At 70.5% G+C, this 24821-nt stretch carries 21 protein-coding genes; 8 read left to right on the top strand and 13 right to left on the bottom strand.

What is annotated here, in order from left to right; translation table 11 throughout:
- Positions 1-20 precede the first annotated feature (20 nt).
- The gene (locus tag AB0K12_RS08880; RefSeq protein WP_364557093.1) at positions 21-452 is read right to left on the bottom strand and encodes a MarR family transcriptional regulator; all 432 of its coding nucleotides are present in this window, start codon (positions 450-452) and stop codon (positions 21-23) included.
- Between the two features lie 57 nt (positions 453-509).
- Between AB0K12_RS08880 and AB0K12_RS08875 the strand changes: the two genes are divergently transcribed.
- From AB0K12_RS08875 to AB0K12_RS08865, 3 genes are all read left to right on the top strand, one after another.
- Complete coding sequence (locus AB0K12_RS08875) at positions 510-869, top strand: VOC family protein (RefSeq protein ID WP_364557090.1); 360 nt, start codon at positions 510-512, stop codon at positions 867-869.
- A gap of 92 nt (positions 870-961) precedes the next feature.
- Positions 962-4885, top strand: coding sequence for an ATP-dependent RNA helicase HrpA (hrpA, locus tag AB0K12_RS08870; protein WP_364557087.1), 3924 nt, complete (start codon positions 962-964; stop codon positions 4883-4885).
- A 105-nt stretch (positions 4886-4990) separates the two neighbouring features.
- Positions 4991-5644 carry an HAD family hydrolase gene (locus AB0K12_RS08865; protein ID WP_364557084.1) on the top strand — a complete coding sequence of 218 codons (654 nt, stop codon included), beginning with the start codon at positions 4991-4993 and terminating at the stop codon, positions 5642-5644.
- A gap of 44 nt (positions 5645-5688) precedes the next feature.
- On the opposite strand, the gene AB0K12_RS08860 is transcribed toward AB0K12_RS08865, so the two are convergent.
- The 6 genes from AB0K12_RS08860 to AB0K12_RS08835 all read right to left on the bottom strand — a co-directional run bounded on the left by AB0K12_RS08860 (position 5689) and on the right by AB0K12_RS08835 (position 11749).
- On the bottom strand, positions 5689-6012 hold the full coding sequence (locus AB0K12_RS08860; RefSeq protein WP_364557082.1) for a DUF5709 domain-containing protein: 324 nt from the start codon (positions 6010-6012) through the stop codon (positions 5689-5691).
- 105 nt (positions 6013-6117) lie between these two features.
- Positions 6118-7662, bottom strand: coding sequence for a gamma-glutamyltransferase (locus AB0K12_RS08855; protein ID WP_364557079.1), 1545 nt, complete (start codon positions 7660-7662; stop codon positions 6118-6120).
- 82 nt (positions 7663-7744) lie between these two features.
- Complete coding sequence (locus tag AB0K12_RS08850) at positions 7745-8056, bottom strand: MerR family transcriptional regulator (protein WP_364557077.1); 312 nt, start codon at positions 8054-8056, stop codon at positions 7745-7747.
- Between the two features lie 59 nt (positions 8057-8115).
- Positions 8116-8547, bottom strand: a complete 432-nt coding sequence (locus AB0K12_RS08845; protein WP_364557074.1) for an Hsp20/alpha crystallin family protein — start codon at positions 8545-8547, stop codon at positions 8116-8118.
- Positions 8548-8657: 110 nt separating this feature from the next.
- Positions 8658-9911 (bottom strand): MFS transporter, encoded by a 1254-nt coding sequence (locus AB0K12_RS08840; RefSeq protein WP_364557071.1) that lies wholly within the window; start codon positions 9909-9911, stop codon positions 8658-8660.
- A 104-nt stretch (positions 9912-10015) separates the two neighbouring features.
- Positions 10016-11749 carry an ABC transporter ATP-binding protein gene (locus AB0K12_RS08835; protein ID WP_364557068.1) on the bottom strand — a complete coding sequence of 578 codons (1734 nt, stop codon included), beginning with the start codon at positions 11747-11749 and terminating at the stop codon, positions 10016-10018.
- Between the two features lie 70 nt (positions 11750-11819).
- On the opposite strand from AB0K12_RS08835, the gene AB0K12_RS08830 reads away from it, so the two are divergent.
- On the top strand, positions 11820-12266 hold the full coding sequence (locus tag AB0K12_RS08830) for a MarR family transcriptional regulator (protein WP_364557065.1): 447 nt from the start codon (positions 11820-11822) through the stop codon (positions 12264-12266).
- On the opposite strand, the gene AB0K12_RS08825 is transcribed toward AB0K12_RS08830, so the two are convergent.
- A complete protein-coding gene (locus AB0K12_RS08825; protein ID WP_364557061.1) occupies positions 12233-13390 on the bottom strand; it encodes a helix-turn-helix domain-containing protein in 1158 nt (385 codons plus the stop codon). The two genes, AB0K12_RS08830 and AB0K12_RS08825, sit on opposite strands and share 34 nt — an antisense overlap.
- A gap of 106 nt (positions 13391-13496) precedes the next feature.
- Between AB0K12_RS08825 and AB0K12_RS08820 the strand changes: the two genes are divergently transcribed.
- Entirely contained in the window at positions 13497-15596 is a 2100-nt protein-coding gene (locus tag AB0K12_RS08820) for a M6 family metalloprotease domain-containing protein (RefSeq protein WP_364557059.1), read from the top strand.
- Between the two features lie 63 nt (positions 15597-15659).
- Here the strand turns inward: AB0K12_RS08820 and AB0K12_RS08815 are convergent, their stop codons facing one another.
- Positions 15660-16415: a hypothetical protein gene (locus tag AB0K12_RS08815; RefSeq protein ID WP_364363529.1), complete on the bottom strand. Its 756-nt coding sequence runs from the start codon at positions 16413-16415 to the stop codon at positions 15660-15662.
- 181 nt (positions 16416-16596) lie between these two features.
- Here AB0K12_RS08815 and AB0K12_RS08810 point away from each other — a divergent pair, with 181 nt between their 5' ends.
- Positions 16597-17400, top strand: coding sequence for a tyrosine-protein phosphatase (locus AB0K12_RS08810; RefSeq protein ID WP_364557055.1), 804 nt, complete (start codon positions 16597-16599; stop codon positions 17398-17400).
- A 152-nt stretch (positions 17401-17552) separates the two neighbouring features.
- Here the strand turns inward: AB0K12_RS08810 and AB0K12_RS08805 are convergent, their stop codons facing one another.
- The 4 genes from AB0K12_RS08805 to AB0K12_RS08790 form a co-directional block, all read right to left on the bottom strand.
- Entirely contained in the window at positions 17553-18647 is a 1095-nt protein-coding gene (locus AB0K12_RS08805) for a Gfo/Idh/MocA family oxidoreductase (protein ID WP_364557053.1), read from the bottom strand.
- Positions 18648-18709: 62 nt separating this feature from the next.
- Positions 18710-19609, bottom strand: coding sequence for a PAC2 family protein (locus tag AB0K12_RS08800; RefSeq protein WP_364557050.1), 900 nt, complete (start codon positions 19607-19609; stop codon positions 18710-18712).
- Positions 19610-19955: 346 nt separating this feature from the next.
- The gene (locus AB0K12_RS08795; protein WP_364557048.1) at positions 19956-20972 is read right to left on the bottom strand and encodes a hypothetical protein; all 1017 of its coding nucleotides are present in this window, start codon (positions 20970-20972) and stop codon (positions 19956-19958) included.
- Positions 20973-21116: 144 nt separating this feature from the next.
- Positions 21117-23228: an ATPase gene (locus AB0K12_RS08790; protein WP_364557047.1), complete on the bottom strand. Its 2112-nt coding sequence runs from the start codon at positions 23226-23228 to the stop codon at positions 21117-21119.
- 231 nt (positions 23229-23459) lie between these two features.
- On the opposite strand from AB0K12_RS08790, the gene AB0K12_RS08785 reads away from it, so the two are divergent.
- On the top strand, positions 23460-23909 hold the full coding sequence (locus AB0K12_RS08785; protein WP_364557044.1) for a GNAT family N-acetyltransferase: 450 nt from the start codon (positions 23460-23462) through the stop codon (positions 23907-23909).
- A 100-nt stretch (positions 23910-24009) separates the two neighbouring features.
- Entirely contained in the window at positions 24010-24816 is an 807-nt protein-coding gene (locus AB0K12_RS08780) for an MIP/aquaporin family protein (protein ID WP_364557042.1), read from the top strand.
- Positions 24817-24821: the final 5 nt, after the last annotated feature.

The following is a 24821-nucleotide window of genomic DNA, read 5'->3' as shown; positions in this document are numbered from 1 at the left end:
CTGTGCGTAGGGCTGGGGTGTCAGTCCGCGAGGGCTTCGGCCATGCGGGCCAGCAGTCGCGCCAGCTCCTCCGCCTGGACAGGGGTCAGCGGGGAGTTCATCCGCCGCTCCACGGCCAGCACGTCGGCCTTGGCGGCGGCCAGGCGGAGCCGCCCTGCCTCGGTGAGCCGGGCGGGCAGCGCGCGCCCCGAGGGGGCCGTCGACGGCCGCTCGACCAGACCGGCCTCCTGGAGGTGCTGCAGCAGCACGTTCATCGACTGCCGGGTCACGAACACCGCTCGCGCCAGCTCCGCGTTCGACAGCCCTGGCCGCTGCCCGAGCACGTCGAGGCACGAGTACTGCGGGGTGGTGAGCCCGTGCACGCGCAGCACGCCGTCCATGGCCGCCCGCAGGGCCGCCTGCACCCGTTTGAGCTGGTATCCGACGCTGCGCCCAAGCTCATCTTGCGTCATGTCAACATTCTGACATACAGTTCCCTATGTCAATGTTCTGACATATGAGGAGAAACCATGACCGCCACCGGCATCGACTTCGTCGCCCTCCAGGTCCGCGACCTCACCAGCGCCGCGGACTTCTACGAGCGGCGCCTCGGGCTCAAGCGCGCCCCCGCCGGCCCGCCCGGAGCCGTGGTGTTCGCCACCGAGCCCGTCCCCTTCGCCGTACGCGAGCCGCTCCCCGGCGTCGAGCTGCCCGAGCGCCCCGGCACGGGCGTCGTCCTGTGGTTCGAGTGCGGCGACGCCCAGCGGCTGCACGACGAGCTCCAGGCGGCCGGCGTGCCGATCGTGACCCCGCCGGCGGACGGCCCGTTCGGCCGCTCGTTCAGCTTCACCGACCCCGACGGCTACGTGGTCACCGCGCACAGCCGCTAGTCACGGCGATATTGGGATGCGCGCGGCGGGCGGGTCGGGCACCATGGGCGGTTGGCTCCGGCGAAGCGGAGCTCAAATATCCTGAAAGCAGTATGGGAACGTCTTCGTTGTCCTCGCCGTCCTCGCCGTCTCCGGCCTCGCCTTCCCGGCCCGCGCGGGCCTCCGGGTCACTCGCGGAGCTCCAGTCGCGCCTGCCCGACCTCATGCCGCGCGACCAGCGGCGGCTGCGGCGCAGGCTCGACGGCATGCGCAGGGTCCGCTCCCGCGACGCGCGCGACAAGATCGCCGCCGAGATCCTCGCCGACGTCGAGCGGGCCGAGCAGCGGCTCGTACGCCGCCGCGACGCCGTCCCTGCGGTGACCTATCCGGACAACCTGCCGGTCTCGCAGCGTAAGGACGACATCCTCGCCGCCATCCGCGACCACCAGGTCGTGATCATCGCCGGTGAGACGGGCTCGGGAAAGACCACCCAGATCCCGAAGATCTGCCTGGAGCTGGGCCGGGGCGTACGCGGCCTGATCGGCCACACCCAGCCCCGCCGCATCGCCGCCCGCACGGTCGCCGAGCGCATCGCGGAAGAGCTCGGCACCGGGCTCGGCGAGGTGGTCGGCTACAAGGTTCGCTTCACCGACCAGGCGAGCGACCGCACCCTCGTCAAGCTCATGACCGACGGCATCCTGCTGGCCGAGCTGCAGAACGACCGCATGCTCGACCAGTACGACACGCTGATCATCGACGAGGCCCACGAGCGCAGCCTCAACATCGACTTCATCCTCGGCTACCTCAAACAGCTGCTGCCCAAGCGCCCCGACCTCAAGGTCATCATCACCAGCGCCACCATCGACCCCGAGCGCTTCTCCCGCCACTTCGACGACGCCCCCATCATCGAGGTCTCCGGCCGCACCTACCCGGTCGAGGTGCGCTACCGCCCGCTCGATGACGACGACGACCAGACCCAGGGCATCGTCGACGCCTGCCGCGAGCTGATCAGCGAGGGCCCTGGCGACATCCTGGTGTTCCTGTCGGGCGAGCGGGAGATCCGCGACGCCGCCGACGCCCTGGGCAAGGCCGACTTCCGCAGCACCGAGGTGCTGCCGCTCTACGCCCGGCTGAGCGCCGCCGAGCAGCACCGCGTCTTCCAGCGCCACACCGGCCGCCGCATCGTGCTGGCCACCAACGTCGCCGAGACGTCCCTGACCGTGCCGGGCATCAAATACGTGGTCGATCCCGGGTTCGCGCGCGTCTCCCGCTACAGCCACCGCACGAAGGTGCAGCGCCTGCCGATCGAGCCCATCTCGCAGGCCAGCGCCAACCAGCGCAAGGGCCGCTCGGGCCGCACGTCCGACGGCATCTGCATCCGGCTCTATGAGGAGGACGACTTCCTCAGCAGGCCGGAGTTCACCGACCCCGAGATCCTGCGCACCAACCTGGCCTCGGTCATCCTGCAGATGACCTCGATCGGGCTGGGCGACATCGAGGCGTTCCCGTTCGTCGAGCCGCCCGACCGCCGCCAGGTCAAGGACGGCGTCAACCTGCTTCATGAGCTGGGCGCGTTCGACGCCCACAACAAGCTCACCCCCATCGGCCGCAAGCTGGCGCAGCTCCCGGTCGACCCGCGGCTCGGCCGCATGGTGCTGGAGGCCGAGAAGAACGGCTGCCTGCGCGAGGTCATGGTGATCGCCGCGGCGTTGTCCATCCAGGACCCGCGCGAGCGGCCCGCCGAGAAGCAGCAGCAGGCCGACGAGAAGCACCGGCGCTTCGCCGATCCCGAGTCCGACTTCATGGCCTACCTCAACCTGTGGAACTACCTGCGCGACAAGCAGAAGGAGCTGTCGTCCAGCGCGTTCCGGCGGCTGTGCAAGGCCGAGTTCCTCAACTACCTACGCGTACGCGAGTGGCAGGACATCTACAGCCAGCTCCGCCAGACGCTCGGCGCCCAGCCCGGCTCCCAGCCCGCCGAGCCGTACCACATCCACGCCTCGCTGCTGGTGGGCCTGCTGTCGCACATCGGCGTGAAGGACGTCATCGACAAGCAGCGCGGGCAGGACGGCCGGCGGCCGATCCAGGAGTACATCGGCGCCCGCAACGCCCGCTTCGCCATCTTCCCCGGCTCCGCGCTGGCCAAGAAGCAGCCGCAGTGGGTCATGTCGGCCGAGCTGGTCGAGACCTCGCGCCTGTGGGCCAGGGTCAACGCCAAGATCGAGCCCGACTGGGTCGAGCCGCTCGCCCAGCACCTGGTCAAGCGCACCTACTCGGAGCCGCACTGGGAGAAGAACCAGGGCGCGGTGATCGCCCTGGAGAAGGTCACCCTCTACGGCGTCCCGCTCGTCGTCGGCCGCAAGGTCGGCTACGGCCGCATCGACCCCGACCTGTCGCGCGAGCTGTTCATCAGGCACGCGCTGGTCGAGGGCGACTGGGACACCCACCACAAGTTCCTCAAGGACAACCGCCGGCTGCTCGGCGAGGTCGAGGAGCTGGAAAACCGTGCCCGCCGACGCGACATCCTGGTGGACGACGAGGCGCTCTACGACTTCTACGACCAGCGGGTGCCCGCCGACGTCGTCTCGGCCCGCCACTTCGACTCCTGGTGGAAGAAGGCCGGGCGGGAGCAGCCCGACCTGCTCACGTTCTCGCCCGAGATGCTGGTCAACGAGGGCGCCGACATCAGCACCCGCGACTACCCCGACACGTGGAAGCAGCTCGGTCAGCGGATGAAGCTGACCTACCAGTTCGAGCCGGGGGCCGACGCCGACGGCGTCACCGTCCACGTGCCGCTGGCGGTGCTCAACCAGGTCAGCTCCGACGGCTTCGACTGGCAGATCCCGGGCCTGCGCGAAGAGCTCATCACCGCGCTCATCAGGTCGCTGCCGAAGCACCTGCGCCGCAACTTCGTGCCCGCGCCCAACTACGCCAAGCAGGTGCTGGGCGGCGTCAAGCAGGGCGGCGAGCCGCTGCTGGCCGCGGTCGAGCGCGAGCTGCTGCGGCTCACGGGCGTCCGGGTGCCGCGCGAGGCGTGGCAGCTCGACCAGGTGCCCGATCACCTGCGCATCACGTACCGGGTGATCGACGAGAAGCGGCGTACGGTGGCCGAGGACAAAGACCTCGACGCGCTCAAGCGGCGGCTGGCCCCGCGCCTGCGTCAGACGCTCTCCCAGGCCGGCGACGACCTCGAGCAGACCGGCCTGCACACGTGGAGCTTCGGCACCCTGCCCAAGGTGTTCGAGCAGGGCCGGATGAAGGGCTATCCGGCGCTCGTCGACGCGGGCGACTCCGTCTCCGTCAAGATCTTCGAGACTGAGGCCGAGCAGCGCCGCTCCCACTGGCCGGGCCTGCGCCGCCTGCTCCTGCTCAACGTCACCAACCCGGCCAAGTCGCTGCTCGGCGGCCTGTCCAACCAGGCCAAGCTGGCGCTGTCGCGCAGCCCGCACGGCGGGGCGGTGGCGCTGTTCGACGACGTCGTCAACGCGGCGGTCGACAAGCTCATGCTGGAGGCGGGCGGCGTCGTCTGGGAGCCGGTCGGCTACGACCGCCTCTACCAGCACGTCCGCGCCAACCTCTACGACACCGCCCGTGACGTGCTGGGCAAGGTCGAGCAGATCCTCAGCGTGTGGCACGAGGCCGGGGCCCGGCTCGACTCCCTGCGCGCGAGCGCCGCCACCGACGACGTACGCGAGCAGCTCGGCAAGCTCGTCTACCCGGGTTTCGTCACCGCGACCGGTCACGGGCGGCTGTCCGACGTCCTGCGCTACCTGCGGGCCATCGACCGCCGCCTGACCAAGCTGCCCGAGGACCCGTGGCGCGACCAGGAGTGGATGGACCGCGTCCACAAGGTCGAGGATGACTACGACGACCTGCTGGCCAAGCTGCATCCGGCGCGGCGGGGCGACCCCGACGTGGTGGAGATCCGGTGGATGATCGAGGAGCTGCGGGTGAGCTTCTTCGCCCAGACCCTCGGCACGCCGACCCCGGTGTCGGAGAAGCGCGTCGCGAAGGCGATGGACCGGCTGGCGCCCTGAGACGTGTGGTTCGCGGCCGTCCCGTGAGAAAATCACCCGTGCACCGTTTGTCCGGGTCTGTCGGGCCGGCCGGTGCGCCTAGCCGCCAGGTGAGCAGGGGGATCAATGATCAGGTCAGTGGTGTTCGACGTCGGTGAGACGCTCATCAGCGAGGGCCGCATCTGGCACCGCTGGGCCGAGCGGCTGGGCGTCAGCCCCTTCCTGCTCATGGGCGCCCTGGGCGGGATGGCCGCCCTCGACCGGCCGCACAGCGACGCCTTCCGCCTCGTCCGTCCCGGCATCGATCTCGACGTCGAGGAGGCGGCCTGGGAACGTGACGACCCCGACGGCCTGCGCAACCACTTCGACGCCGACGACCTCTATCCCGACGTACGCGAGGCGCTGGCGGCCATCAGGGCCGCGGGACACCAGGTGATCATCGCCGGCAACCAGCCGCGCCGCGCCTACGACGCGCTGGTGGCGATGGACCTGCCCGCCGACTCCGTCCACACCTCCGACGGCTGGGGCGTCTCCAAGCCCGACCCCGGCTTCTTCGCCAAGGTCGCCGCGGTGGCCGGGTGCGCGCCCGGCGAGATCCTGTACGTCGGCGACCGGATCGACAACGACGTGCTGCCGGCCGCGGCGGCGGGCATGCGCACCGCGCTGCTGCGCCGCGGCCCGTGGGGCTACCTGCACGCCGAGCGCCCGCAGGCGAAGGCCGCCGACGTCATCGTCGACGACCTCCACGCCATCCTCCCCGCCCTGCGCCGCCTCGCCTGAGGCCGCCTGACCGCCGCCTGAGCGCCGCCTGAGGCCGCTTCACGCTAGGTGAGGTCGTCCTCCGAGTCGATGCGGATCGCCCGCTCCTCGGCCGAGAGGTCGTCGGCGTCGGCGGAGTACTCCGTGGCGATCTCCTCGTCGTCCAGGTCGGGGCCGAGCCCTTCGTCCGGCTGGGTGAGCCGGTGTTTGGGGCGGGGCCCGCGCAGGCGGTCGGGGGCCTCGCGGCGCAGGCGCTCGTCGAGCGAGTCGTGGTGCCGGGGGTCGTCGGGGACGACCTCGTGCCGGAACCCGAGGTCGTCGGTCCACTCCTCGACCTCGATCTCCTGCTCGTCAGCCAGGCCGAACCGGTCCGGAGGCAGCTCCGTCATACGGGTACCCCTACCCTCTGAACGGGCCGGAATCCTAGGATCCGGCCTTCTTCAAAGCCCGTGCCAGCTCTTGCTCGTCCATCTGCGACCGGCCGGGGACGCGGCTCAGCGCCCGATCGCGGCGCCGACGAGAGAGCGCGGGTCGGCGGCGCCCGCCAGCATGCCGTCGGGGCGGACGTCGATGAGGTGGGCGTGGCCGAACGAGCTCCCGTACGGCAGCGCCGCCACCCGGTGCCCGAGCGCGGCGAGGCCGTCGGACCAGCCGCCGCCCCCCTCCAGGTCGAGCACGGCGTCGTCGGGCGCGTCCCAGGTGTCGAACCCGGTCCCGCCGGTGCCGAGCCGCCAGCGCGGCGCGGCGATGGCCCGGCCCGGCTCCTCGCCGTGGCGCAGCAGGCGGGTGATGACCTGCAGCAGGATCTGGGGCTGGGCGTCGCCGCCCATGGTGCCGACGACGGACCTCAGCGAGCCGTCGGGGCGGGTGATGAGCGCCGGGGTGAGCGTGTGGGGCGGGCGGCGGCCCGGCCCGTATTCGGCGGGGTGGCCGGGCTTGAGCGAGAAGCCGATGCCGCGGTTGTGCAGGTTGATCCCCGTACGGGGCTCGAACACCATGCTGCCGAACCCGGACGCGTTCGACTGGATGAGCGAGACCCCCATGCCGTCGCCGTCGACCACGCACAGGTACGTCGTGTCGCCGTCCTGGACCGGCCCGCCGAGCCGCAGCCGGGACCGCGAGTCGATCCGCGACCGCCGCCGGGTGATCTCGGCCGGGTCGAGCAGGTCCTTGGCGTCCTCGTGCAGCACGTCGAGCCGGTCGTGCCCGGCGATCCTGGCGGACTCGGCCAGCAGGTGGGCCCAGACGGCATGGGAAGGGGAGGCGGGCAGGTCGAGCCCCTCGGCGATGGCGAGGGACATCAGCAGCAGGTAGCCCTGGGAGTTGGGCGGCATCGACCAGACGTCATGGCCGTGGGCGCGGGTCCTGAGCGGCTCGACCCAGTCGGCGCCCGGCGCGGCCAGGTCGGCCTCGACGTACTCGCCGGCGCCCGCCTCGATCAGGCCCTGCCCGAACTCGCCCAGGTAGAAGCCGTCACGGCCGTGCCCGGCCACGGCCTGGAGCGCGCGGGCCACGCCGGGCCTGGTGACGCGGTCGCCCGCCGCGCGTACGGAGGCGAAGTCGCCGCCACCGGGCCGCCGGGCCGCGTTGGCGGCGCCCGCCACCATCAGCGGCGAGGCGGGGAACCCGGCGGAGGCCAGCCTGATCGCGGGCGCCAGCAGCTCGGCCATGGGCAGCCTGCCGTGCCTGCCGTGCAGCGCGGCCCAGCCGTCGACGCACCCTGGCACGGTGGCGGACCTGATGTCGTGCAGGTGGGGCATGCGCGTGTGGCCTTCGGCGCGCAGCCGGGCCGGATCGGCACCGGACCCCGCGCGTCCTGAGGCGTTGAGCGCGGTGACGGTGGCGCCGTCGTGGACCAGGGCGAACAGGTCGCCGCCGAGGCCGCACATGTGGGGGGCGACGACCGCCAGCACGGCGTTGGCGGCGATCGCCGCGTCGGCGGCCGAGCCGCCGCGCTCCAGCATCGCCAGCCCGGCCGCCGAGGCCAGGTGGTCGACGCTGCACACCATGCCGGAGGGCGCGTATCTCGTGTTGTGCACGCCACGAGAGTACGCGCCCCGCCGATCTCCGGGCCGATCTCCGGGCCGATCTCCGGGCCGATCTCCGGGCCGATCTCCGGTGTCACTCCTGCTCGCGCAGCCGTGCCCGCGTCTCTTCGAGCTCCTGGCGCAGGGCGGAGACCTCGCGCTCCAGCTCCAGGATGCGGCGGATGGCGATGAGCGTCATGCCTTCCTCGGCCATGCGGGTGACGTGCTGGACGATGACGATGTCGCGCCGCGAGTAGCGCCGCTGGCCGCCGCTCGACCTGCTGGGCCTGATGACGTCGTGCTGGTCGAGCCGGCGCAGGAAGGCGTGCTGCACCTGCAGCATCTCCGCCACCTGCCCGAGGGAGTAGAGAGGTGCGTGCTCGTCGTCGAAGGGCAGGTCCGGCATGTCATCTCCGCACGGGTCGGGGGCGGGCGGTCAGGGACGCCCGCCCCCTGGACCGCGTGTCAGGCCCTGATGGCCTTGGGCTCGCCGCGCTGGATCGCCACCTTACGCGGCTTGGCCCGCTCCAGGACCGGGATGCGTACGGTGAGGACGCCGTTGGCGTAGCCCGCGTCGATGTTGCCGGCGTCGAGGTGCTCCGACAGGTAGACGCGGCGGGTGAACGTGCCCATCCTCCGCTCGTGGACGAACAGCCGCTCGTCGTCGGTGACTTCCTGCTCGCGGCGGGCGGTGACGCTGAGGACGCCGCGGTCCACGGTCACCTCGATGGAGTCCGGGTCGATGCCGGGCAGATCGAAGCGCAGGATGACGTCGTCATCGCGGCGCAGCCCGTCCATCGGCATGATCGCGCTGCCGTTGTCGAAGGTGTGACGGGCGAGACGGTCGAACTGCCGCTCGAACTCCTGCAGGAACGGGTCGATAGAGGTCAGAAGCATTTCCACCCTCCTCTTGGTTGCGCGCTCGCAGCTAACCTCCAACTTCAGTTATAGGTTAACTGCTCGCTGACATGCAACTCGACGCGGGGAAAAACTGTTCCAACGGGTGGTCAGACGTTCTCCAGCTGCGGGCGCAGCCGGATGGCCTGCCGCACCGTACGCCCGGAGAGCCGGGCCAGCCCCACCGCCGCGAGCAGCGCGGCCGACAGGCACGCCACGCCGCCGACCTCCAGGGCGACGCGCGGCCCGAGAGTGTCGCTCAGCCAGCCGAGCAGCGGCCCGCCGACCGCGCCCGCGGCGGCGCTGACGATGGACAGCGCCGCGATGACCCGCCCGCGCATCGCGTCGGGGCTGTCGAGCTGGGCGCGGGCGGAGACGGTGGTGTCCAGCGCCACCGCGCCCGCCGCGATCGGCACCATCAGGGCCGCGAACGACCACAGCGACGGCATCAGCCCGCTCAGCGCCTGCACCAGCCCGGTCAGGAACGCCATGATGAGCAGCAGCCGCAGCGTCAGCCGGGCCCGCGCGGCGGCGAGGAACCCGCCCAGCACCGTGCCGACGGCGAAGACCGTGGACAGCAGCCCGTAGCCGCCCGCGCCCGACTCCAGCGGGCCCGCGCTCATGGCGGCCATGGTGACCTGGTAGTTGCGCCCGACGCTGCCCGAGACGAACCAGAGCGCGAGCACCACGAGCAGCCAGGGCGTGCGCAGCACGTACCGCAGGCCGTCGAGCACGGCGCCGGGCTGCCGGCCGGCGGCGGCCAGCCGGTGGAACTCGCGCCGCCGCATGCCCAGCACGGCCGCGATCACCACGAAGAAGCTGGCGGCGTTGACCACGAACAGGCCGCCGTTGCCGGTGAACGGCAGCAGCGCGCCGGCCAGGCTCATGCCCAGGATGCGACCGGCGGAGTTGAGAATCGAGCCGAGCGCCATCGCGTTCGGCAGGTCATCGGGCGGCACCACCTCGGCTCCGAAGCGCCCGAGCGCGGGCCCGCCGAGCGCGTTCACCACGCCGCCCGCCAGCGCCACGCCGTAGATGGGCAGCACGGACGTCACCTCGCTCAGCGCGATCACCGCGAGCACGGCGGCGAGGCCCGCCTGCGCGAGCTGCGCGGCGATCACGACGGGCCTGCTGGGCAGCCGGTCGGCCAGCGCCCCGCCCCACATGCCGAGCAGCAGCGTCGGCAGCGCCTGCATCACGAGGCTCAGCCCCACGCTGGTCGCCGAGCCCGTCAGGGTGAGGATGAGCCAGTTCACCCCCAGCACCTGCATCCAGGTGCCGGTCACGGAGACGATGTCGGCTCCCGCCCAGAGCCGGTAATTGTGATGACGCAGGGCCCTGAACGTGGAGGAGGACAGAGACACGAAGAATCCTTGCCTTGGGGAAGCACCGGGGGGATGAACAAGTGCTTCCGCGAAGCGGATTCCGGTCTTACCGTAATGTGAGGCAAAGCACGTTTAGAACGCGGTCAGACGAGTTCCACGGGATGGTCGCGGCTCACCAGGGCCGCGTAGTGGCCGCCGCGGGCGATCAGCTCGTCGTGGGTGCCGCGCTCCACGACCCGCCCGTGGTCGAGCACCACGATCTGGTCGGCGTCGCGCACGGTGGACAGGCGGTGGGCGATGGTGATCGTCGTACGCCCCCGCGCCAGCGCGTCCAGCGCCTCCTGCACGGCCTTCTCCGTCTGCGTGTCCAGCGCGCTGGTGGCCTCGTCGAGCACCAGGACCGGCGGGTCGCGCAGCAGCGTACGGGCGATGGCCAGGCGCTGCTTCTCGCCCCCCGAGAAGCGGTAGCCGCGCTCGCCCACCACGGTGTCGTAGCCGTCGGGCAGCGCCGCGATGTGGTCGTGGATGCGCGCCGCCCGCGCCGCCGCCTCCAGCTCCTCGTCGGTGGCCGAGGGGCGGGCGAAACGCAGGTTGTCGGCGATCGAGGCGTGGAACAGGTACGTCTCCTGCGACACGACCCCCACGGTGTCGCTGAGCGTCTCGAACGTCAGCTCCCGCACGTCCACGCCGTCGATGGTGACCCGGCCGGCGGTGACGTCGTACAGGCGGGGGAGCAGGTAGCTGAGCGTGGTCTTGCCCGAGCCCGTCTCGCCCACGATGGCCAGGGACGAGCCCGCGGGCACGGTGAGGTCGACGCCGGTGAGCGTGGGGGCGTCGCCGTACGCGAAGTCGACCTGCTCGAAGCGCACCTCGCCGCGCACGTCCATCAGCTTCCGCGTGCCCGGCCTGATGTCCACCGGCAGGTCGAGATACTCGAAGATGCGCCCGAACAGCGCCAGCGAGGTCTGCACCTCGACGCCGAGCCGCAGCAGCGACACCATCGGCCGGAACAGGCTCGTCTGCAACGTCGTGAACGCCACCAGCGTGCCCACCGAGATCGCCGCGGTGTGGCCGGCGGCCCAGTAGATGGCGGCGGGCATGGCGGCCATCACGAGCTGGATCGACGCCTGCCGCCAGCGCCCCGCCATGCTGGTGGCCACGCCCAGCTCGGCCAGCTCGTGCGAGGCCGTGCCGAAGCGCTCGGTCAGCCCGGCGGAGCGGCCCATCGTGCGGCCGAGCAGGATGCCGCTGATCGACAGTGACTCCTGCACCATCGAGGCGATGCCGGCGAGCTTGCGCTGGCGCTCGGAGGTGATGCGCTTGCGTTCCGAGCCGACCTTGCGGCTGATCCACACGAACACCGGCAGCAGCGCGAGCGAGACGAGGGTCAGCCGCCAGTCGAGGGCGGCCATGGCGACGACCGTGGCGATCACCGTGGTCAGGTTGGAGACCAGGGACGCGGCCGTCGAGGTGACGACGGCCTGCATGCCGCCGATGTCGTTGGCGATGCGCGACTGCACCTCGCCGGTCCTGGTCTTGGTGAAGAAGGCCAGCGACATGCGCTGCAGGTGGCTGTAGACCGAGACCCGCAGGTCGTGCATGACCCGCTGGCCGACCGTGGTGGAGACCAGCGTCTGCAGCACGTCGAACACGGTCGTCGTGACCGCCACGAGGATCATGCCGAGCGCGAGCAGGGTGAGCAGCCCGGCGTCCCTGGCCGGGATCGCCACGTCGAGCACCTCGCGCAGCAGGAACGGCGAGGCCAGCCCCACCAGCGAGGACAGCACGATGAGCGAGGCCACCACGGTGAGGCGGCCGCGGTAGGCGCCGAACAGCTTGATGATGCGCCCGATCGGCGCGCGCGGTTCCTCCGCCAACGTGGAACCTCCTTCGGCTGCCCATTCGAACAGAGGTTAGCTCATATTTGTTCCGGCTAAACTTCTCGGCATGGCGGACAAGGAGCTCGCGGAGCTCTTCTACCTGGTCGGCAAGCGCGTGCGGCACGGCTACGCCCACCGGCTGGTCCCGCTGGGGCTCAATCCGGGCCAGGCGCGGGCGCTGCGGGTCCTGGCCGACGCCGGGCAGCCCATGCGCATGGTCCGGCTGGCCGACGAGCTGCGCATCGTGCCGCGCTCGCTCACGCCCGTGGTGGACGCGCTGGAGGCGGCGGGCCTGGTGCGCAGGCAGGTCGATCCGGCCAACCGGCGCTCCACGCTGGTCGTGCTCACCGGCGAGGGGCGCGCGCTGGCCGATCGGGCCCGCGACGCGCGCAGGGAAGCGGGGGAGGAGCTGTTCGCGGTGCTCACGCCCGAGCAGCGCGCGTCGCTGCGCGAGCTGCTCGAACGCGTCGAGAGCGGAGGTCAGGACGGGCCGGGCGGCTCGCGCGGCAGATAGCGACCGGACAGGCGGGCCAGTTTCAGGCTGAGATGCAGCGCCAGCCGCTCGCCGCCGTCCTTCAGATCGGTGCGGGCCAGCTCCTCCACCCGCTGTAATCGGTAGTACAGCGAGGTCCTGTGCAGCCGCAGCGCCTTCGAGGTCGCCACCGCGCTGCCCGCCAGATCCAGGTACGTCTCCAGGGTCTCCAGCAGCGGCAGGTACTGCGCGTCCGCCAGCAGCCCTTCGAGCCCCGGGTGCAGCTCCTGGTCGGGCAGCTGGGTGAGCATCCGGTAGACGCCCAGCCTGGCCCACTCCGCCGTACGCCCGAGGCCGGGCACCCGCGCCGTCACCTCGGCCGCGTGCCTGGCCTCCCGGTACGACTCAGCCGCCAGCGCCAGCTCGGCCCTGGGCCGCCCCACCCCGACCACCACCGGCACCGGCATGGCCGCGTGCAGCTCGTCGGCCGGGACCGGCGGCCCCGCCGTGAGCAGCACCGCGTGGTCATAGCGCATCAGGTGCAGCGGATGATGCCCGCTCAGCCGCCGCCGCAGCGCCAGCAGCCCCTGCTCCAGCGCCAGCCGGAGCGCGTCGTCGGGCTCGGCCGTACGCGGCCTGGCCACCTGGACGGTCACCGGCTGCGCCTGCGGGAACGCGCCCGCCTCGATGAGCTGCCTGGCCGCGTCCCGCTCGCCGAGCAGCAGCCCGGTCACCGCCTCCAGCTCCCGCTGCGAGGCGAGCCCGCTGGCCAGGCTCTCGTGGAACAGCGCGAGGGCGAGCCCCGGCACGGCGCGGGCGGCCTCGGCGACGGCCGGCTCGGGCATGGGCGGCTCGGCGTCGATGAACCACAGGAAGCCGAGCAGGCCGTCGGCGTGCCGTACGGGGACGCAGACCCGCGGCAGCAGCCCGAGCTGCGGCGCGCCAGGCGTGCGCAGCGGCCCGGTGGCCTCGGTGATCCCGGCCGCGCGCAGCCACCGCCGCACCTCGGGCACGGTGTGCCGGCGCAGGATCGAGTCGCGGCGGACGTCGTCCATCGCGCCGTTCTGCTCGCTGTAGGCGACCACGCGCTGGTGGCGGTCCTCCAGGAGCAGGGGGCGTTCGAGGCGGGCGGCGAGCTCGTCCACGGCCCGCTGAAGATCCGCCACAACCATCCCCTTACGTGGACTTTTCGACAAATGACGGAAATGTCAGTACAGGTCTTCCCTACAACTGCTCGGTGATCTCCGTCAACAACGTCTATACGGTCAAGCCGTGAACGCCCCGAAGAAGCTGCTGAAGGGTTTGCTGGCGGCCATCGTGCTGATCCCGGTGAGCCTGATGGCGACCCCTGCTTCCGCAGCACCCCCCGAGAACCCCGAGCACCCGTGGCGGCAGAACCACTGGCCGCAGACCCAGCCCTGGCAGCTCGACGAATCCCTCGACGCCCCTGCCGATGAGCGGGCCCTGCGCAAGACTCCCAGCGCCGGCCTCAAGCCCATCGACCCGCAGAACTGGGTGAACCCCGACAACATGACGTGGGCGGAGTACAAGAAGCCCCCAGGCACGAAGTGGAACGACCCCGCCGTCAAGGGGTCGCAGCGCACCTTCAAGGGCGCGCTCGTGCTGCTCGACTACCCCAACCAGCCGTTCGTGGTGACCCAGCCGCAGAACTCCACGGTGTACGCCAACCCGAGCGCCGAGGCCCACGACATCCCGCGCGACCAGGTCGCCGAGTTCTACCAGGACTTCCTCAACACCCCGAACGACCTCAACAAGGGGCACACCATCCACGAATACTGGATGGAGGACTCCGGTGGCCGCATCGGCGTGGAGCTGACCGGGTTCGGCCCGTACACGATGCCGGGCAAGGACCACGAGTACGCGATGGAGTACCAGCGCCAGTCGTGCCCCTCCGGCGACACCTGCAACAAGAACCTGCGCGCCGACGGCAACGCCGCCTGGCTGGCCGACGTCGGCCAGGACGTGGCGGCCCAGTTCGACTTCGTCTTCTACCTCAGCGCCGGCCAGGACGAATCGGCCACCTGGCAGGAGTTCGGGATGATGAAGTTCCCGACCAAGGAGGACGTCCCCGACGAGTGGGGCCCGGACGACCCCGCGCTGCCCAACTGGTCGCCGACCCGCTACGTCGAGTGGACCTCCTGGCAGGCCGGCTCCAACTTCTGGCCCAACGCCCGCTTCGGCGTCGACTCGGTGCAGGCCGAGAGCTCCGGCATGGGCGTCTACGCCCACGAGCTGAGCCACATCTTCGGCATCGCCGACAACTACAACAACCCGTACGGGGTGCCGCCGCGGCGGTCGTACACCGGCATCTGGGAGATGCTGAGCCGCGGCAGCTTCAACGGCCCCGGCGGCCCGCACTCGCGCTGGCTCATCCCGCCCACCGCGGGCGGGTCGATGGGCGCCCAGCACATGCTCCGCAACAAGATCAAGCTGAACATGGTGGACGAGGCGAACGTGCTGCGGCTCAGCCGCGAGGCGCTCGCCGAGTCGGGCCTGGTGACCGCCAAGGTGACGGCCCGCGTGGTGCAGCCGGGCAAGAACGGGCTGTCCGGCGTCAACATCGCGATGGACCAGGACCGCAGCACCTGTGACAGCGGCGATCCGCTGTGCGACGGCGGTGGTTACGACAACTACACCGTCGAGGTCGTCGACCGGATGGGCGCCGACTCGTTCACGCCCGACTCCGGCGTGCTGCTCGCCAAGACCAAGAACGAGGACCGGTCGCCGTTCGAGTGGGTGATCGACGCCAACCCGCAGGACATCGGCATGACCGACTACGTGCTGCCCGACGGCACGAAGGTGCCGATCACCATCGGCGACTACCGCCAGCTGTCCGACGCCCTCTTCCACGCCGGCACCGACTCCGGCAGCGAGTACGAGTACGTAGACGAGGCGAACCGCCTGCACTTCTACGTCACCGACCTGCACCGGGACAACAAGGGCCAGCTGTCGTACACGGTCGCGATCCGCTCGCTCGACGGCGCGGGCCCGCAGCGGCGCGGTGTCAAGCTGCTGCCCTCGGTGGGGCCGCCGTCCGGCAAGAACGTCTCCACCTGCAAGTTCCCGCTGTTCAACACCGGCAAGAAGGCCGCGGCCCGGGGGCAGCACCCCGAGGACGTCAGCGCCTACCTCAACGCCGACATCTACCGGCTCAAGGCCGAGGTCCAGGGCAAGGGCTGGGACGTCCGGCTGCCCAACGCGCTGGCCTCCGTCGAGTTCGGCAAGCAGGAGCTCGTCAGCGTGGACGCCGTACGCACCGGCGGCGGCCACGTCGGCAAGATCAAGCTCACGGCCACGTCCGAGAGCGACCCGGCCAAGAAGGCCACGGCCAGCTGCACCGTGATCGGCTGACACGACGACGGGGCACGGCCGGCGCCGTGCCCCGTTCGTCTGTGCCCGTTCTTCCGTGCACGCCTAGGTGAGCGGCGAGCGCAGCAGCTCGCCCGCCGTCTGCCTGGCCTGCAGGATGCTCTCCTCGAACAGCTTGCGCACATGGGCCGCCTGGTCCGACAGCTCGTTGATGCGGCCGTGGGCCAGCTCGTCGCGCACGGTCTCGGCCAGCAGCTGCTGGTATTCGGGCGTCTTCGCGGCCAGCTTCTCCAGCCGCAGGTGGGCGTGGTAGACCTTGTCGGCCTTCAGCACCTGCTTGGCGTACTTCTCCAGATGCCGTACGCGGTGCGTCAGCGACGTCCAGGCCGCGTCCAGCGCGCTCGTGTACGGCTTGAACGCCGCCTCCATGTCCGGCGGCAGCTCACGCGGCACCAGCTTGCCGTGCTCGGCGTGCATCGACGACAGCCGGCGCAGCCGCTGGGCGATCTGCCAGACCTCCTCGGGCAGTGACACCTGGTTGTCGACGCTGTCGATGAGCCCGGCCTTGTGCACGTTGGAGTGGAGAATGGCCTCCACCGCGTTCTGCGCCCTGCGCAGCAGCATCTGGCAGGGGTGGTCGAGGTCCTCGGGAAGGATGTAGTGCTCGGCGTGCGCCCGCGCGAGCCCCAGTCTTCGCTTGGTCGAGCGGTAGGTGCCGTCCGTCGCCAACCACCTGATAACGACGATCATGCCGACCCCCGTGCCCATGACGAACAGGGGCGTGCTGCTGGTCAGCATGAACAGCAGCAACAGGAAGGCCGGCAGGACGAACAGGGTGGCGGGGTTTCGCGTGGTGTCCATTCGCGCGCCCGATCGAGCCTGGCGGAGGATGTGCGGGCTCGACCGCAACTCGGCTGAGATCTCCGGGGGCAGCGATGGATCGATCACCAGCCGTGGAGGCAGAGCTCGTGGATCCATACGTTCATGCTGCGTTATGAACCTCGAATTCGCTGCGTTCTGCCGGACATATAGGGTCGTAATAATGAGCGAGATGACGAGGTGGATCGACCTTGAAGGCGCGGTCAACGCGCGTGACCTGGGCGGATTGCCCACTCGTGACGGCGGCCGCACCCGTCGCGGCCGGCTCTACCGCGCCGACAACCTGCAGGGGCTGACGCCCGCCGACGTGGCGCTGCTGGTCGGCGAGCTCAACCTGCGGCACGTCGTGGATCTGCGCTCGACGGCCGAGGTGACGCTGGAGGGGCCCGGTCCGCTGACCCGGGTGCCCGAGGTGCGCCACCACCACCTGACGTTGTTCGCCGAGGGCGGCCGGCACACCGACGTCGAGGCGGACGTCGCCCCCGAGGGCATCGACGGCGAGCGGGTGCTGCCGTGGGCTGACCGGGTGCTCGACGAGGAGCTGCGGGTCACCGGGTTCTACTTCGGCTATCTGCGCGACCGGCCCGACGGCGTGGTGGCGGCGCTGCGGGCGATGGCGCTGGACGACGGCGCGGCGCTGGTGCACTGCGCGGCGGGCAAGGACCGCACCGGCGTGCTGGCGGCGCTGGCCCTGGAGGTCGCCGGCGCCACCAGGGAGGCCATCGTCGAGGACTACGTCGCCACGGGGGAGCGGCTTGAGCTGATTCTCAAGCGGCTGCGCGGCAGCGACACCTACCGCGACGACCTCGACTCGCGGCCGGCCGACGACCACATGCCGCGGGCCCGCTACATCGAGCAGTTCCTGGGTGTGCTCGACGACCGGTTCGGCGGGCCGATGGGCTGGCTGGCCGCGAACGGCTGGACCGACGCCGACACGACCGCCCTGCGCGCCCGCCTGCGCGACTGACGGTCGCGAACGGCTGGACCGGCGCCGGACACGACCGCCCTGCCCTGCGCGCCCGCCTGCGCGGCTGACGGCCCCGCCCGGACAGCCCGCCCGGACAGCCCGCCTGAACGACGCCTGGGCATTCAGCCGGCCCCAGCGGCTTCCCGGGACCTTCAGCCGAGGTGGACGACGATGCCCTGGGAGGCCGACAGGCGGGCGGCCTCGATGACGGCGAGCGCCTCCACGGCGCTCGCCGGGTCCACCGGCGGCGGGCCGCCGTCGCGCAGCGCCGCCGCCACCTCCCGGTAGAAGTCCAGGTACGCCCCCGCCTCCGTACGCACGACGCGCCGCTCGCCTTCCGTGCCCAGCTCGCCCCAGCGCTCCTCCGGGTCGTCCCCGAACCCCGGCGCGTCGGGCGTCATCCCGGCCCGCAGCCGCTCCTCCTGCACGTCCATGCCGTACTTGACGAAGCCGGCCGCCGACCCGAGCACCCGGAACCTGGGCCCGAGCCGGGCGGCCATCGAGCTGGCCCACAGATGCGACCTGGCCCCGCTCGCGTGGGTGAGCGCGATGAACGTGTCGTCGTCGGCCTCCACCCCCTCGCGCCGCACGTCGCTCTCGCAGTAGACCGCGCGTACGGGGCCGAGCAGCTGCAGCGCCTGGTCCACCAGGTGGCTGCCGAGGTCGTACAGCAACCCGCCCACCTCATCGGGCCCGCCGCTCTCGCGCCAGCCGCCCTTGGGCACGGGACGCCAGCGCTCGAAGCGCGACTCGAAGCGCAGCACCCGGCCCAGCAGCCCCTCGCCGGCCAGGCGGCGCACGGTGCGGAAGTCGCCGTCCCAGCGCCGGTTCTGGAACACGGTCAGCAGGAGACCACGCTCCTCGGCCAGGCGGACCAGCCCGCGGCCCTCCTCGGCGGTCCTGGCCAGCGGCTTGTCCACGACCACGGGCAGGCCCTCGGTGAGCGCCGCCGCGGCCGTGGCGACGTGGGTGCGGTTGGGCGAGGCGACCACGACGAGGTCGCAGCGGCCCCACAGGTCCTGCACGTCGTCCACCGCGGCAGCGCCGTACGTGGCGGCGACCTCGGCCCGGCGATCGGGATTCCTGGTCACGACGGCGGCCAGGGACAGGCCGGGGGTGGCGTGGATCAGCGGGGCGTGGAAGTAGGCCCCCGCGGTGCCGTAGCCGACGAGGCCGACACGGATGTCCGTGCCGGCGGACGGCTGAGAGGCGCGCCGCGGCTGCGGCCGGTCTGCCTGATCGCTCATCGGCCCAGGTTATCCGCCCGCCCTTTCGCGACCGTGCTGTCCGCGCGCCCCTCCAGGCGGCGCTAGTCGTCGTCGCGCTCGGCCAGGAACCGCTCGAACTGGGCGGCCAGCTCGTCGCCCGTGGGCATCGGCGTGGTCTCGGCCATGAGGTTCTCGCGCTCGGCGCCCGCGGCGAAGGCGTCGTACTGCTGCTCGAGGCCGGTGATCGCGGTGGACAGCTCGGCGGAGGCCTTGATCTGCTCCTCGATCTCCGTCGTCGTACGCCGGGCGGCGTCGTGCAGCGACTCCATCGGGAAGACCAGCCCCGTGCCGCGCGTCACCGCCTCCAGGGCCGCCACGGCGGCGGTCGGGTATTCGGCCTGCGACAGGTAGTGGGGCACGTGCACCGCGTAGCCCACGGCGTCGTGGCCCTTGGCGCCCAGCCGCAGCTCCAGCAGGGCCGCCACGCTGCCGGGCACCTGCACCCGGCCGAACACGCTGGTCTGCGTGGAGATCAGCTCGGGCCGGCTGGCGTGCGCGGTGACGCCGAGCGGCCGGGTGTGCGGCACGGCCATGGGGATGCCGTGCAGGGTCACCAGCTTGCTCACGTTCAGCCGCTCGACCAGCTCGGCCACGGCCTTGGCGAACAGCTCCCACTCCCGGTCGGGCTCGGGCCCGCTCATCACCAGGAACTGCGTGCCCGTCGCGTCCTTGGCGACGTGCACGGCCAGCTCGGGACTCTCCCAATCCACCCACCGGTCGGTGTCGAACGTCATGATCGGACGCCGCGACCGGTAGTCGAGCAGCCGGTCCACGTCGAACGTGGCCACGACCCGGTGCTCCAGCTCGGCCAGCAGGTGGCCCAGCGCGAGACGTCCGGCACCGCCCGCGTCGACGAAACCGTCGAAGTGGTACAGCAACACCGGATCGGGCAGCTCGGGCGCGTCGTCTGCGAGCTCGTAGAGATCCTTCGGGTCGAACACGGTTGGACAGCCTTTCCCTAGGTACTCTTCACCAGAACCTACGGCGCGTCGGAACGATTCCGTGCAGGGCACCCTATCGGGACGAACCGTTTTGTATGGACGAAGGCCCCAAGGGCGGAGGCATCCAGGAGGACCTCGATCTACCTGGTCAGAGCGGGCGACGCCGCGTTCGCAGCACGCGTACGCCTCGGGCGGGGTTCGGGCGGCCAGGCAGACAGCAAGGTGGCACTTCGTTGCTGCAGACGGCTCACACGGTCGTGCCCACAGCGCCGATCCAGGCAGACGTTGATGCCATGCGGGCGCTTTTCGTCGCGAACACCGCCCGCATGGTAGTCAGTGACATCGTCTAGTCGGCCAGCTCGCGCTGGAAGCCGGTGATCTGTCCGCGCAGCACCGGATCGGCGAATCGGCGCGTCTCCTTGGCCCAGTCGAGGTAGCCGCGCATCCAGTTCTCGAGCCCTGTTACGCAGCGGAGGGTGCCGTGCCGGCGATTCTGGTCGGTGCCGAGTTCGTCGAACGTGTGCTGGAGGTCCGCCTTGGCCGCTTCGAAGATGCGTATGCGCTCGGAGATCTTCTGGTTGACCATTTCGACGGCAACCTGAAGGGGACAGTCCAAGGCCTTCCAATAGACGATGACGAGGTTGTGGAATTCCCCTTGCAGCAGCTCACGCCGTAAGCCGATCAGATCGTTGGTGCAGACCACCACGTGTCCGGCCTCGTGGACGAGAGTGCGGTACACGGCCGAGGCGCGGATGTCGTCGGGCACCTCGAACTGCTCGGCGAGTTCGATGAGGTCGAACGAGGGTGGGACATAGGCGATATTGAGCTTGTGCTCGACGTAACTGTCGGGATCGGGGACCTCGCCCCTCGTGCGGTTGTCGACCTCCCACTGGGCGGTTTCGAAGCAGTCCTGAAGGTGGGTGGCGAAGCGGTTCCACCACTGTGCGCCGGCGTGTAGGAGCATACGGTCACGGATATCGGCCAAACCGTGGAGTATCGGTCCTGCGGTGGCAGGCAGCGGTTCGCCGTTCAGTACCGCACGGAACTTGTCCGCCATGCGCCGCGCCAGATCGGGGTTGGAGCCCACGTCGGCGAGCTCGAACTGGTCGTCGTAGACGTGGAACCAGCTGTTGAGGTCGGCGGCCAGCGTCAGGACCGGCACCGACGCCTCCGGATACAGCCTGGCGACGAGCCGTGAGTACGACTCCCCAGCGAAGCGCGAGGCTGCGGTCTCATCCGCGATGAGTCTCAGCTGCCGGGCCCAGGCGATGGTGCGCTCGGCCGCAACGGCCTCGAAGGGATTGATCTTCGACGGGTACGGGATAGAAGGGGTGGGTAACGAAACCGGTGGTAGTTCGGGCATGAGTGCGCAGCCTCCCCACGGGAACCGTGGCAAATGCCTCTCATTGGGGCAGATGTCGTTCTTGTGGGGCCTACCCGAAGCCGAATTTGCCGAATCATTTACGCAATAACGGGTCAGAAGGAAAAAGGTTACGGCCTGGGCGATTTAGGTGGTGTGTGGGTCATCCTGTACGGTTGCGACTACCTGATCCAGGTCCAGTTCTGCGCCCGCCTCGAAGGCCAATTTGTAGCGGTCCTCGCCGAGGAGACTCTTGCACTCCCTGACACATTTCTCGTGATTGGCCGTGAGGAACGGGGCACCGAGCATGGGCAGGCCGGAGGAGCGCCAGTTCTGATGTAGCGCACCGAGCAGAAGCGTTGCGCGCTCGGCCTGGCCCAGGGCCGAGTAGATCTTGGCGATCGTCTCGAGTGCCATGAGCGTGCCGACGGTGTCGTGGAAGTAGCGCTTGATGCGCAGCGCCTCCTTAGCCGTCGCCAGCGCCTCGTCCAGCCGGTTCATCGCCATCATCGGCAGCGACAACGCCCAGTGCGCGTACGAGCTCAGCCACAGCTCCCCGCGCTCGCGGCAGACCTGCAGACAGTCCAGCAACAGCGACTCGGCCTCGTGCATGCTCCCTTGTTCGGTGAGGACGATGGACAGCTCCACGATGGCGGGGAGCAGCCCTGGGTTGAGCTCCTTGTTATCCGTGTTGAACTCGATGGCCACACCGAGCAGGGCGCTTGCCTTCTGCAGGTCGCCCTGCAGCATCGCGGCCGTGCCCTGCATCTTGGAACCCAAGATCACGGCTCGGGAGTCGCCCACCTGAACGGCCTCGACGCTGCAGGCCTCAGCCGTCTCACGCGCGCCCACGATGTCACCCTGAGCGCTACGCACATAGGAGAGCACCCACAGCGCCTTGCAACGCTCCTTGCTCACCGTGGGGTTGGCCTCCAGCGCCCGCTCCAAGTAGAGGCGGCCCTCGCGCGCGAACCCGCAGCACACCCACATGAACCACAGTGACGACAGCAGGCTGAGCGCCAGCGGCTCCTTACCCGGCGTGGACAGCGTGTGCTCCAGCGCGAGACGGATGTTGTCGTGCTCCTGCCGCATGCGGACGAACCAGTAGATCTGCCGCGGCCCCGACCAGGCGTCCTCGCTGCGCTGCGCCAGGCTCAGGTAGTACTCCAGGTGGCGCTGGCGTAGCTGCTCGGTCTGGCCCAGCTTCTCCAGCCACTCCTCGCCGTATTCGGCCAGCGTGTCGATCAGCTTGTAGCGCACGCCCGCGTGGTTGCTCCTGATCAGCAGGATCGACTTCTCCACCAGGCCCGTCACCAGGTCGGTGATGTCCTCCGACGGCAGCCGCCCGTCGGAGCAGACGAACCTGGCCGCGTCGAGCTCGAAGTCGCCGGCGAACACCGACAACCGCGCCCACAGCAGCCGCTCGGCCGGCTCGCACAGCTCATGACTCCAGCCGATCGCCGCGCGCAGCGTCTGGTGACGGGGCAGCGCCGTGCGGCTCGCGCCCGCCAGCAGGCTGAACCGGTCGGCCAGCAGGCCCAGGATCTGCTCGACCGACAGCGCGCGCAGCCGCACCGCCGCCAGCTCGATCGCCAGCGGGATGCCGTCGAGCCTGCGGCACAGCTCGGCCACCGGGCCGATGTTGTCCTCGTCGAGCACGAAGTCGGGAACGCTGGCGCTCGCACGGGCCGCGAACAGCTGCACCGACTCGTTGGTGAACAGGCTCTCGGCCGGGTCGTCGCCCGGCACCTGCAGCGGCGGCACCGGCACGACGTGCTCATAAGGCAGGTGCAGCGACTGGCGGCTGGTGGCCAGCACCTTGAGGTTGGGCGCCGCCTCCAGCAACTCGTGCACCAGCTCGGCGCAGCCCTGCACCAAATGCTCGCAGGTGTCGATGATGAGCAGCATGTCGCGCTCGCCGACCCACTCCGACAGCGACTCCGACTCCGTGCGCGAGGACTGGTCGGCGATGCCGAGCGCTGAGGCGATCGTGTGCTTGACCATGCCCGCGTCCTGCAGCCGGGCGAGATCGGCGAACCACACGCCGTCGGGGTAGTGGGCGCGCACCTGATGGGCCAGGCGCAGCACCGTGCGCGACTTGCCGACACCACCGATGCCGGTCACGGTCACCAGGCGTGACTCGTTGAGGTGTCGTTTGAGGTTGGCGAGGAGACGTGTCCTGCCGATGAAGCTGGTCAGCTCCGCCGGTAGATTGCCTTCTCGCCGCCAGCCTGTCGGGGTGGCCATGAGCAGCCTCACGGGGGGATCGGCGACACCTGCCTACGCATCGTACCGCTGACCTTGCGAACTGTCCTTGATCCAGCGGACACACCGGGGACAGGTTTGTACGCCTCGGTAGCATGTACGACGTGAAGGAATTCCTACCCGACCAGACCTTTGACGACACCGACCTCGGCTGGGGCGAGTGGCGCGACACCGACGACGATGCCTTCTACCTGGAGAACCGTCCCCCGCACTGGGACTGACCAGGTGCCCCCTTACGATTTCCGCCCCGCCGCACCGGCCGACTACGACGCCATCGCCGCCGTGGTCGACGACTGGTGGGGCCGGCCGGTCCGCGCCGCGCTCCCGCGGCTCTTCCTCGACCACTTCCACGCCACCAGCCTCGTCGCCGAGAGCTCCGGTGACCTGGCCGGCTTCCTGATCGGCTTCCCGTCGCCGTCCCTGCCCGGCGAGGCGTACATCCACTTCGCCGGTGTGCATCCTGCGGCCAGGCGCAGCGGCCTCGCCCGCACCCTCTACGAGCGCTTCTTCGCCCTCGCCCGCGAAAACGGCCGCCGCGTCGTCCGCGCGGTCACGTCCTCCGCCAACGCGACGTCGATCGCGTTCCACCAGCGGATGGGCTTCACGGTCAGCGACCCGGTGCCCGGTTACAACGGCCCCGGCATCAGCCTGGTCACCTTCACCCGCCCTCTCTGAGAGGTTCACCCTCCAGCACTTTGCGCAACCTATCCACCACATGCCGTATGCGGCGCCCGTTGATCGGGAAAGCAGACAAGCACGGCAAGGAGGTGGATCGGTGGCGCATCTGCTCACCCAGCGGAAGCTGACGGGGGAGCTCATCGCGGAGTTCCTCGGCACGATGGTGCTCATCCTGTTCGGCTGCGGCGTCGTCGCGCAGGTCGTCGCCGCCGAGCTGGGCGACCACGACAGCATCGCGTGGGCGTGGGGCATCGGCGTGACGCTCGGCGTGTACGTCGCGGGCCGCACGACGGGAGCCCACATCAACCCGGCCGTGACCCTGGGGTTCGCGCTGTTCCGGGGGTTCCCGTGGCCGAAGGTGCTGCCGTACGCGCTGGCGCAGACACTCGGCGCGTTCGTCGCCGCGCTCATCGTGCGCTGGAACTACACCGAGGTCCTGGCCATGGCCGACCCCGGCCACACGATCAAGACCCAGATCGTCTTCTCCACCCTGCCGGGCAACGGCACCCTGCCGGTCTCCATGTGGGGTGGGCTGCGCGACCAGATCATCGGCACCGCGATCCTGCTGTTCGTCCTCTTCGCGCTCTCCGACGTCCTCAACATGGCACCGGGGGCGAACCTGGGGCCGTTCATCATCGGCCTGCTCATCGTCGGGATCGGCATGTCGTTCGGCACCGACGCCGGCTACGCCATCAACCCGGCCCGCGACTTCGGCCCCCGCCTGGCCAGCTGGCTCACCGGCTACGACGGGGCCTGGCGAGATCAGTACGGCGACCCGTACTGGTGGGTCCCCATCGTCGGCCCGCTGGTCGGCGCAGCGCTCGGAGCCGCCCTCTACCAGCTGTGCATCGCCCGCTTCCTGCCGCCGGGCGAGGACCGCGACACCGTGAAGCCGTCAGATTGAGAGTG

Origin of the sequence: Nonomuraea sp. NPDC049419, from assembly GCF_040676995.1 — a bacterium.
In the GTDB taxonomy this organism is placed as follows: Bacteria; Actinomycetota; Actinomycetes; order Streptosporangiales; family Streptosporangiaceae; genus Nonomuraea; species Nonomuraea salmonea.
The sequence above is the reverse complement of the archived record's forward strand: the minus strand, read 5'-3'. Positions and strand labels throughout refer to the sequence as shown.

Excerpts from the sequence above, each read along its gene's own strand:
- AB0K12_RS08865 (WP_364557084.1), top strand. The coding sequence starts at position 4,991 with ATGATCAGGTCAGTGGTGTTCGACGTCGGTGAGACGCTCATCAGCGAG.
- AB0K12_RS08875 (WP_364557090.1), top strand. The coding sequence starts at position 510 with ATGACCGCCACCGGCATCGACTTCGTCGCCCTCCAGGTCCGCGACCTC.
- AB0K12_RS08850 (WP_364557077.1), bottom strand. The coding sequence starts at position 8,056 with ATGCCGGACCTGCCCTTCGACGACGAGCACGCACCTCTCTACTCCCTC.
- AB0K12_RS08810 (WP_364557055.1), top strand. The coding sequence starts at position 16,597 with ATGAGCGAGATGACGAGGTGGATCGACCTTGAAGGCGCGGTCAACGCG.
- AB0K12_RS08795 (WP_364557048.1), bottom strand. The coding sequence starts at position 20,972 with ATGCCCGAACTACCACCGGTTTCGTTACCCACCCCTTCTATCCCGTAC.
- AB0K12_RS08815 (WP_364363529.1), bottom strand. The coding sequence starts at position 16,415 with ATGGACACCACGCGAAACCCCGCCACCCTGTTCGTCCTGCCGGCCTTC.
- AB0K12_RS08845 (WP_364557074.1), bottom strand. The coding sequence starts at position 8,547 with ATGCTTCTGACCTCTATCGACCCGTTCCTGCAGGAGTTCGAGCGGCAG.
- AB0K12_RS08860 (WP_364557082.1), bottom strand. The coding sequence starts at position 6,012 with ATGACGGAGCTGCCTCCGGACCGGTTCGGCCTGGCTGACGAGCAGGAG.
- AB0K12_RS08805 (WP_364557053.1), bottom strand. The coding sequence starts at position 18,647 with ATGAGCGATCAGGCAGACCGGCCGCAGCCGCGGCGCGCCTCTCAGCCG.
- hrpA (WP_364557087.1), top strand. The coding sequence starts at position 962 with ATGGGAACGTCTTCGTTGTCCTCGCCGTCCTCGCCGTCTCCGGCCTCG.
- AB0K12_RS08830 (WP_364557065.1), top strand. The coding sequence starts at position 11,820 with ATGGCGGACAAGGAGCTCGCGGAGCTCTTCTACCTGGTCGGCAAGCGC.
- AB0K12_RS08880 (WP_364557093.1), bottom strand. The coding sequence starts at position 452 with ATGACGCAAGATGAGCTTGGGCGCAGCGTCGGATACCAGCTCAAACGG.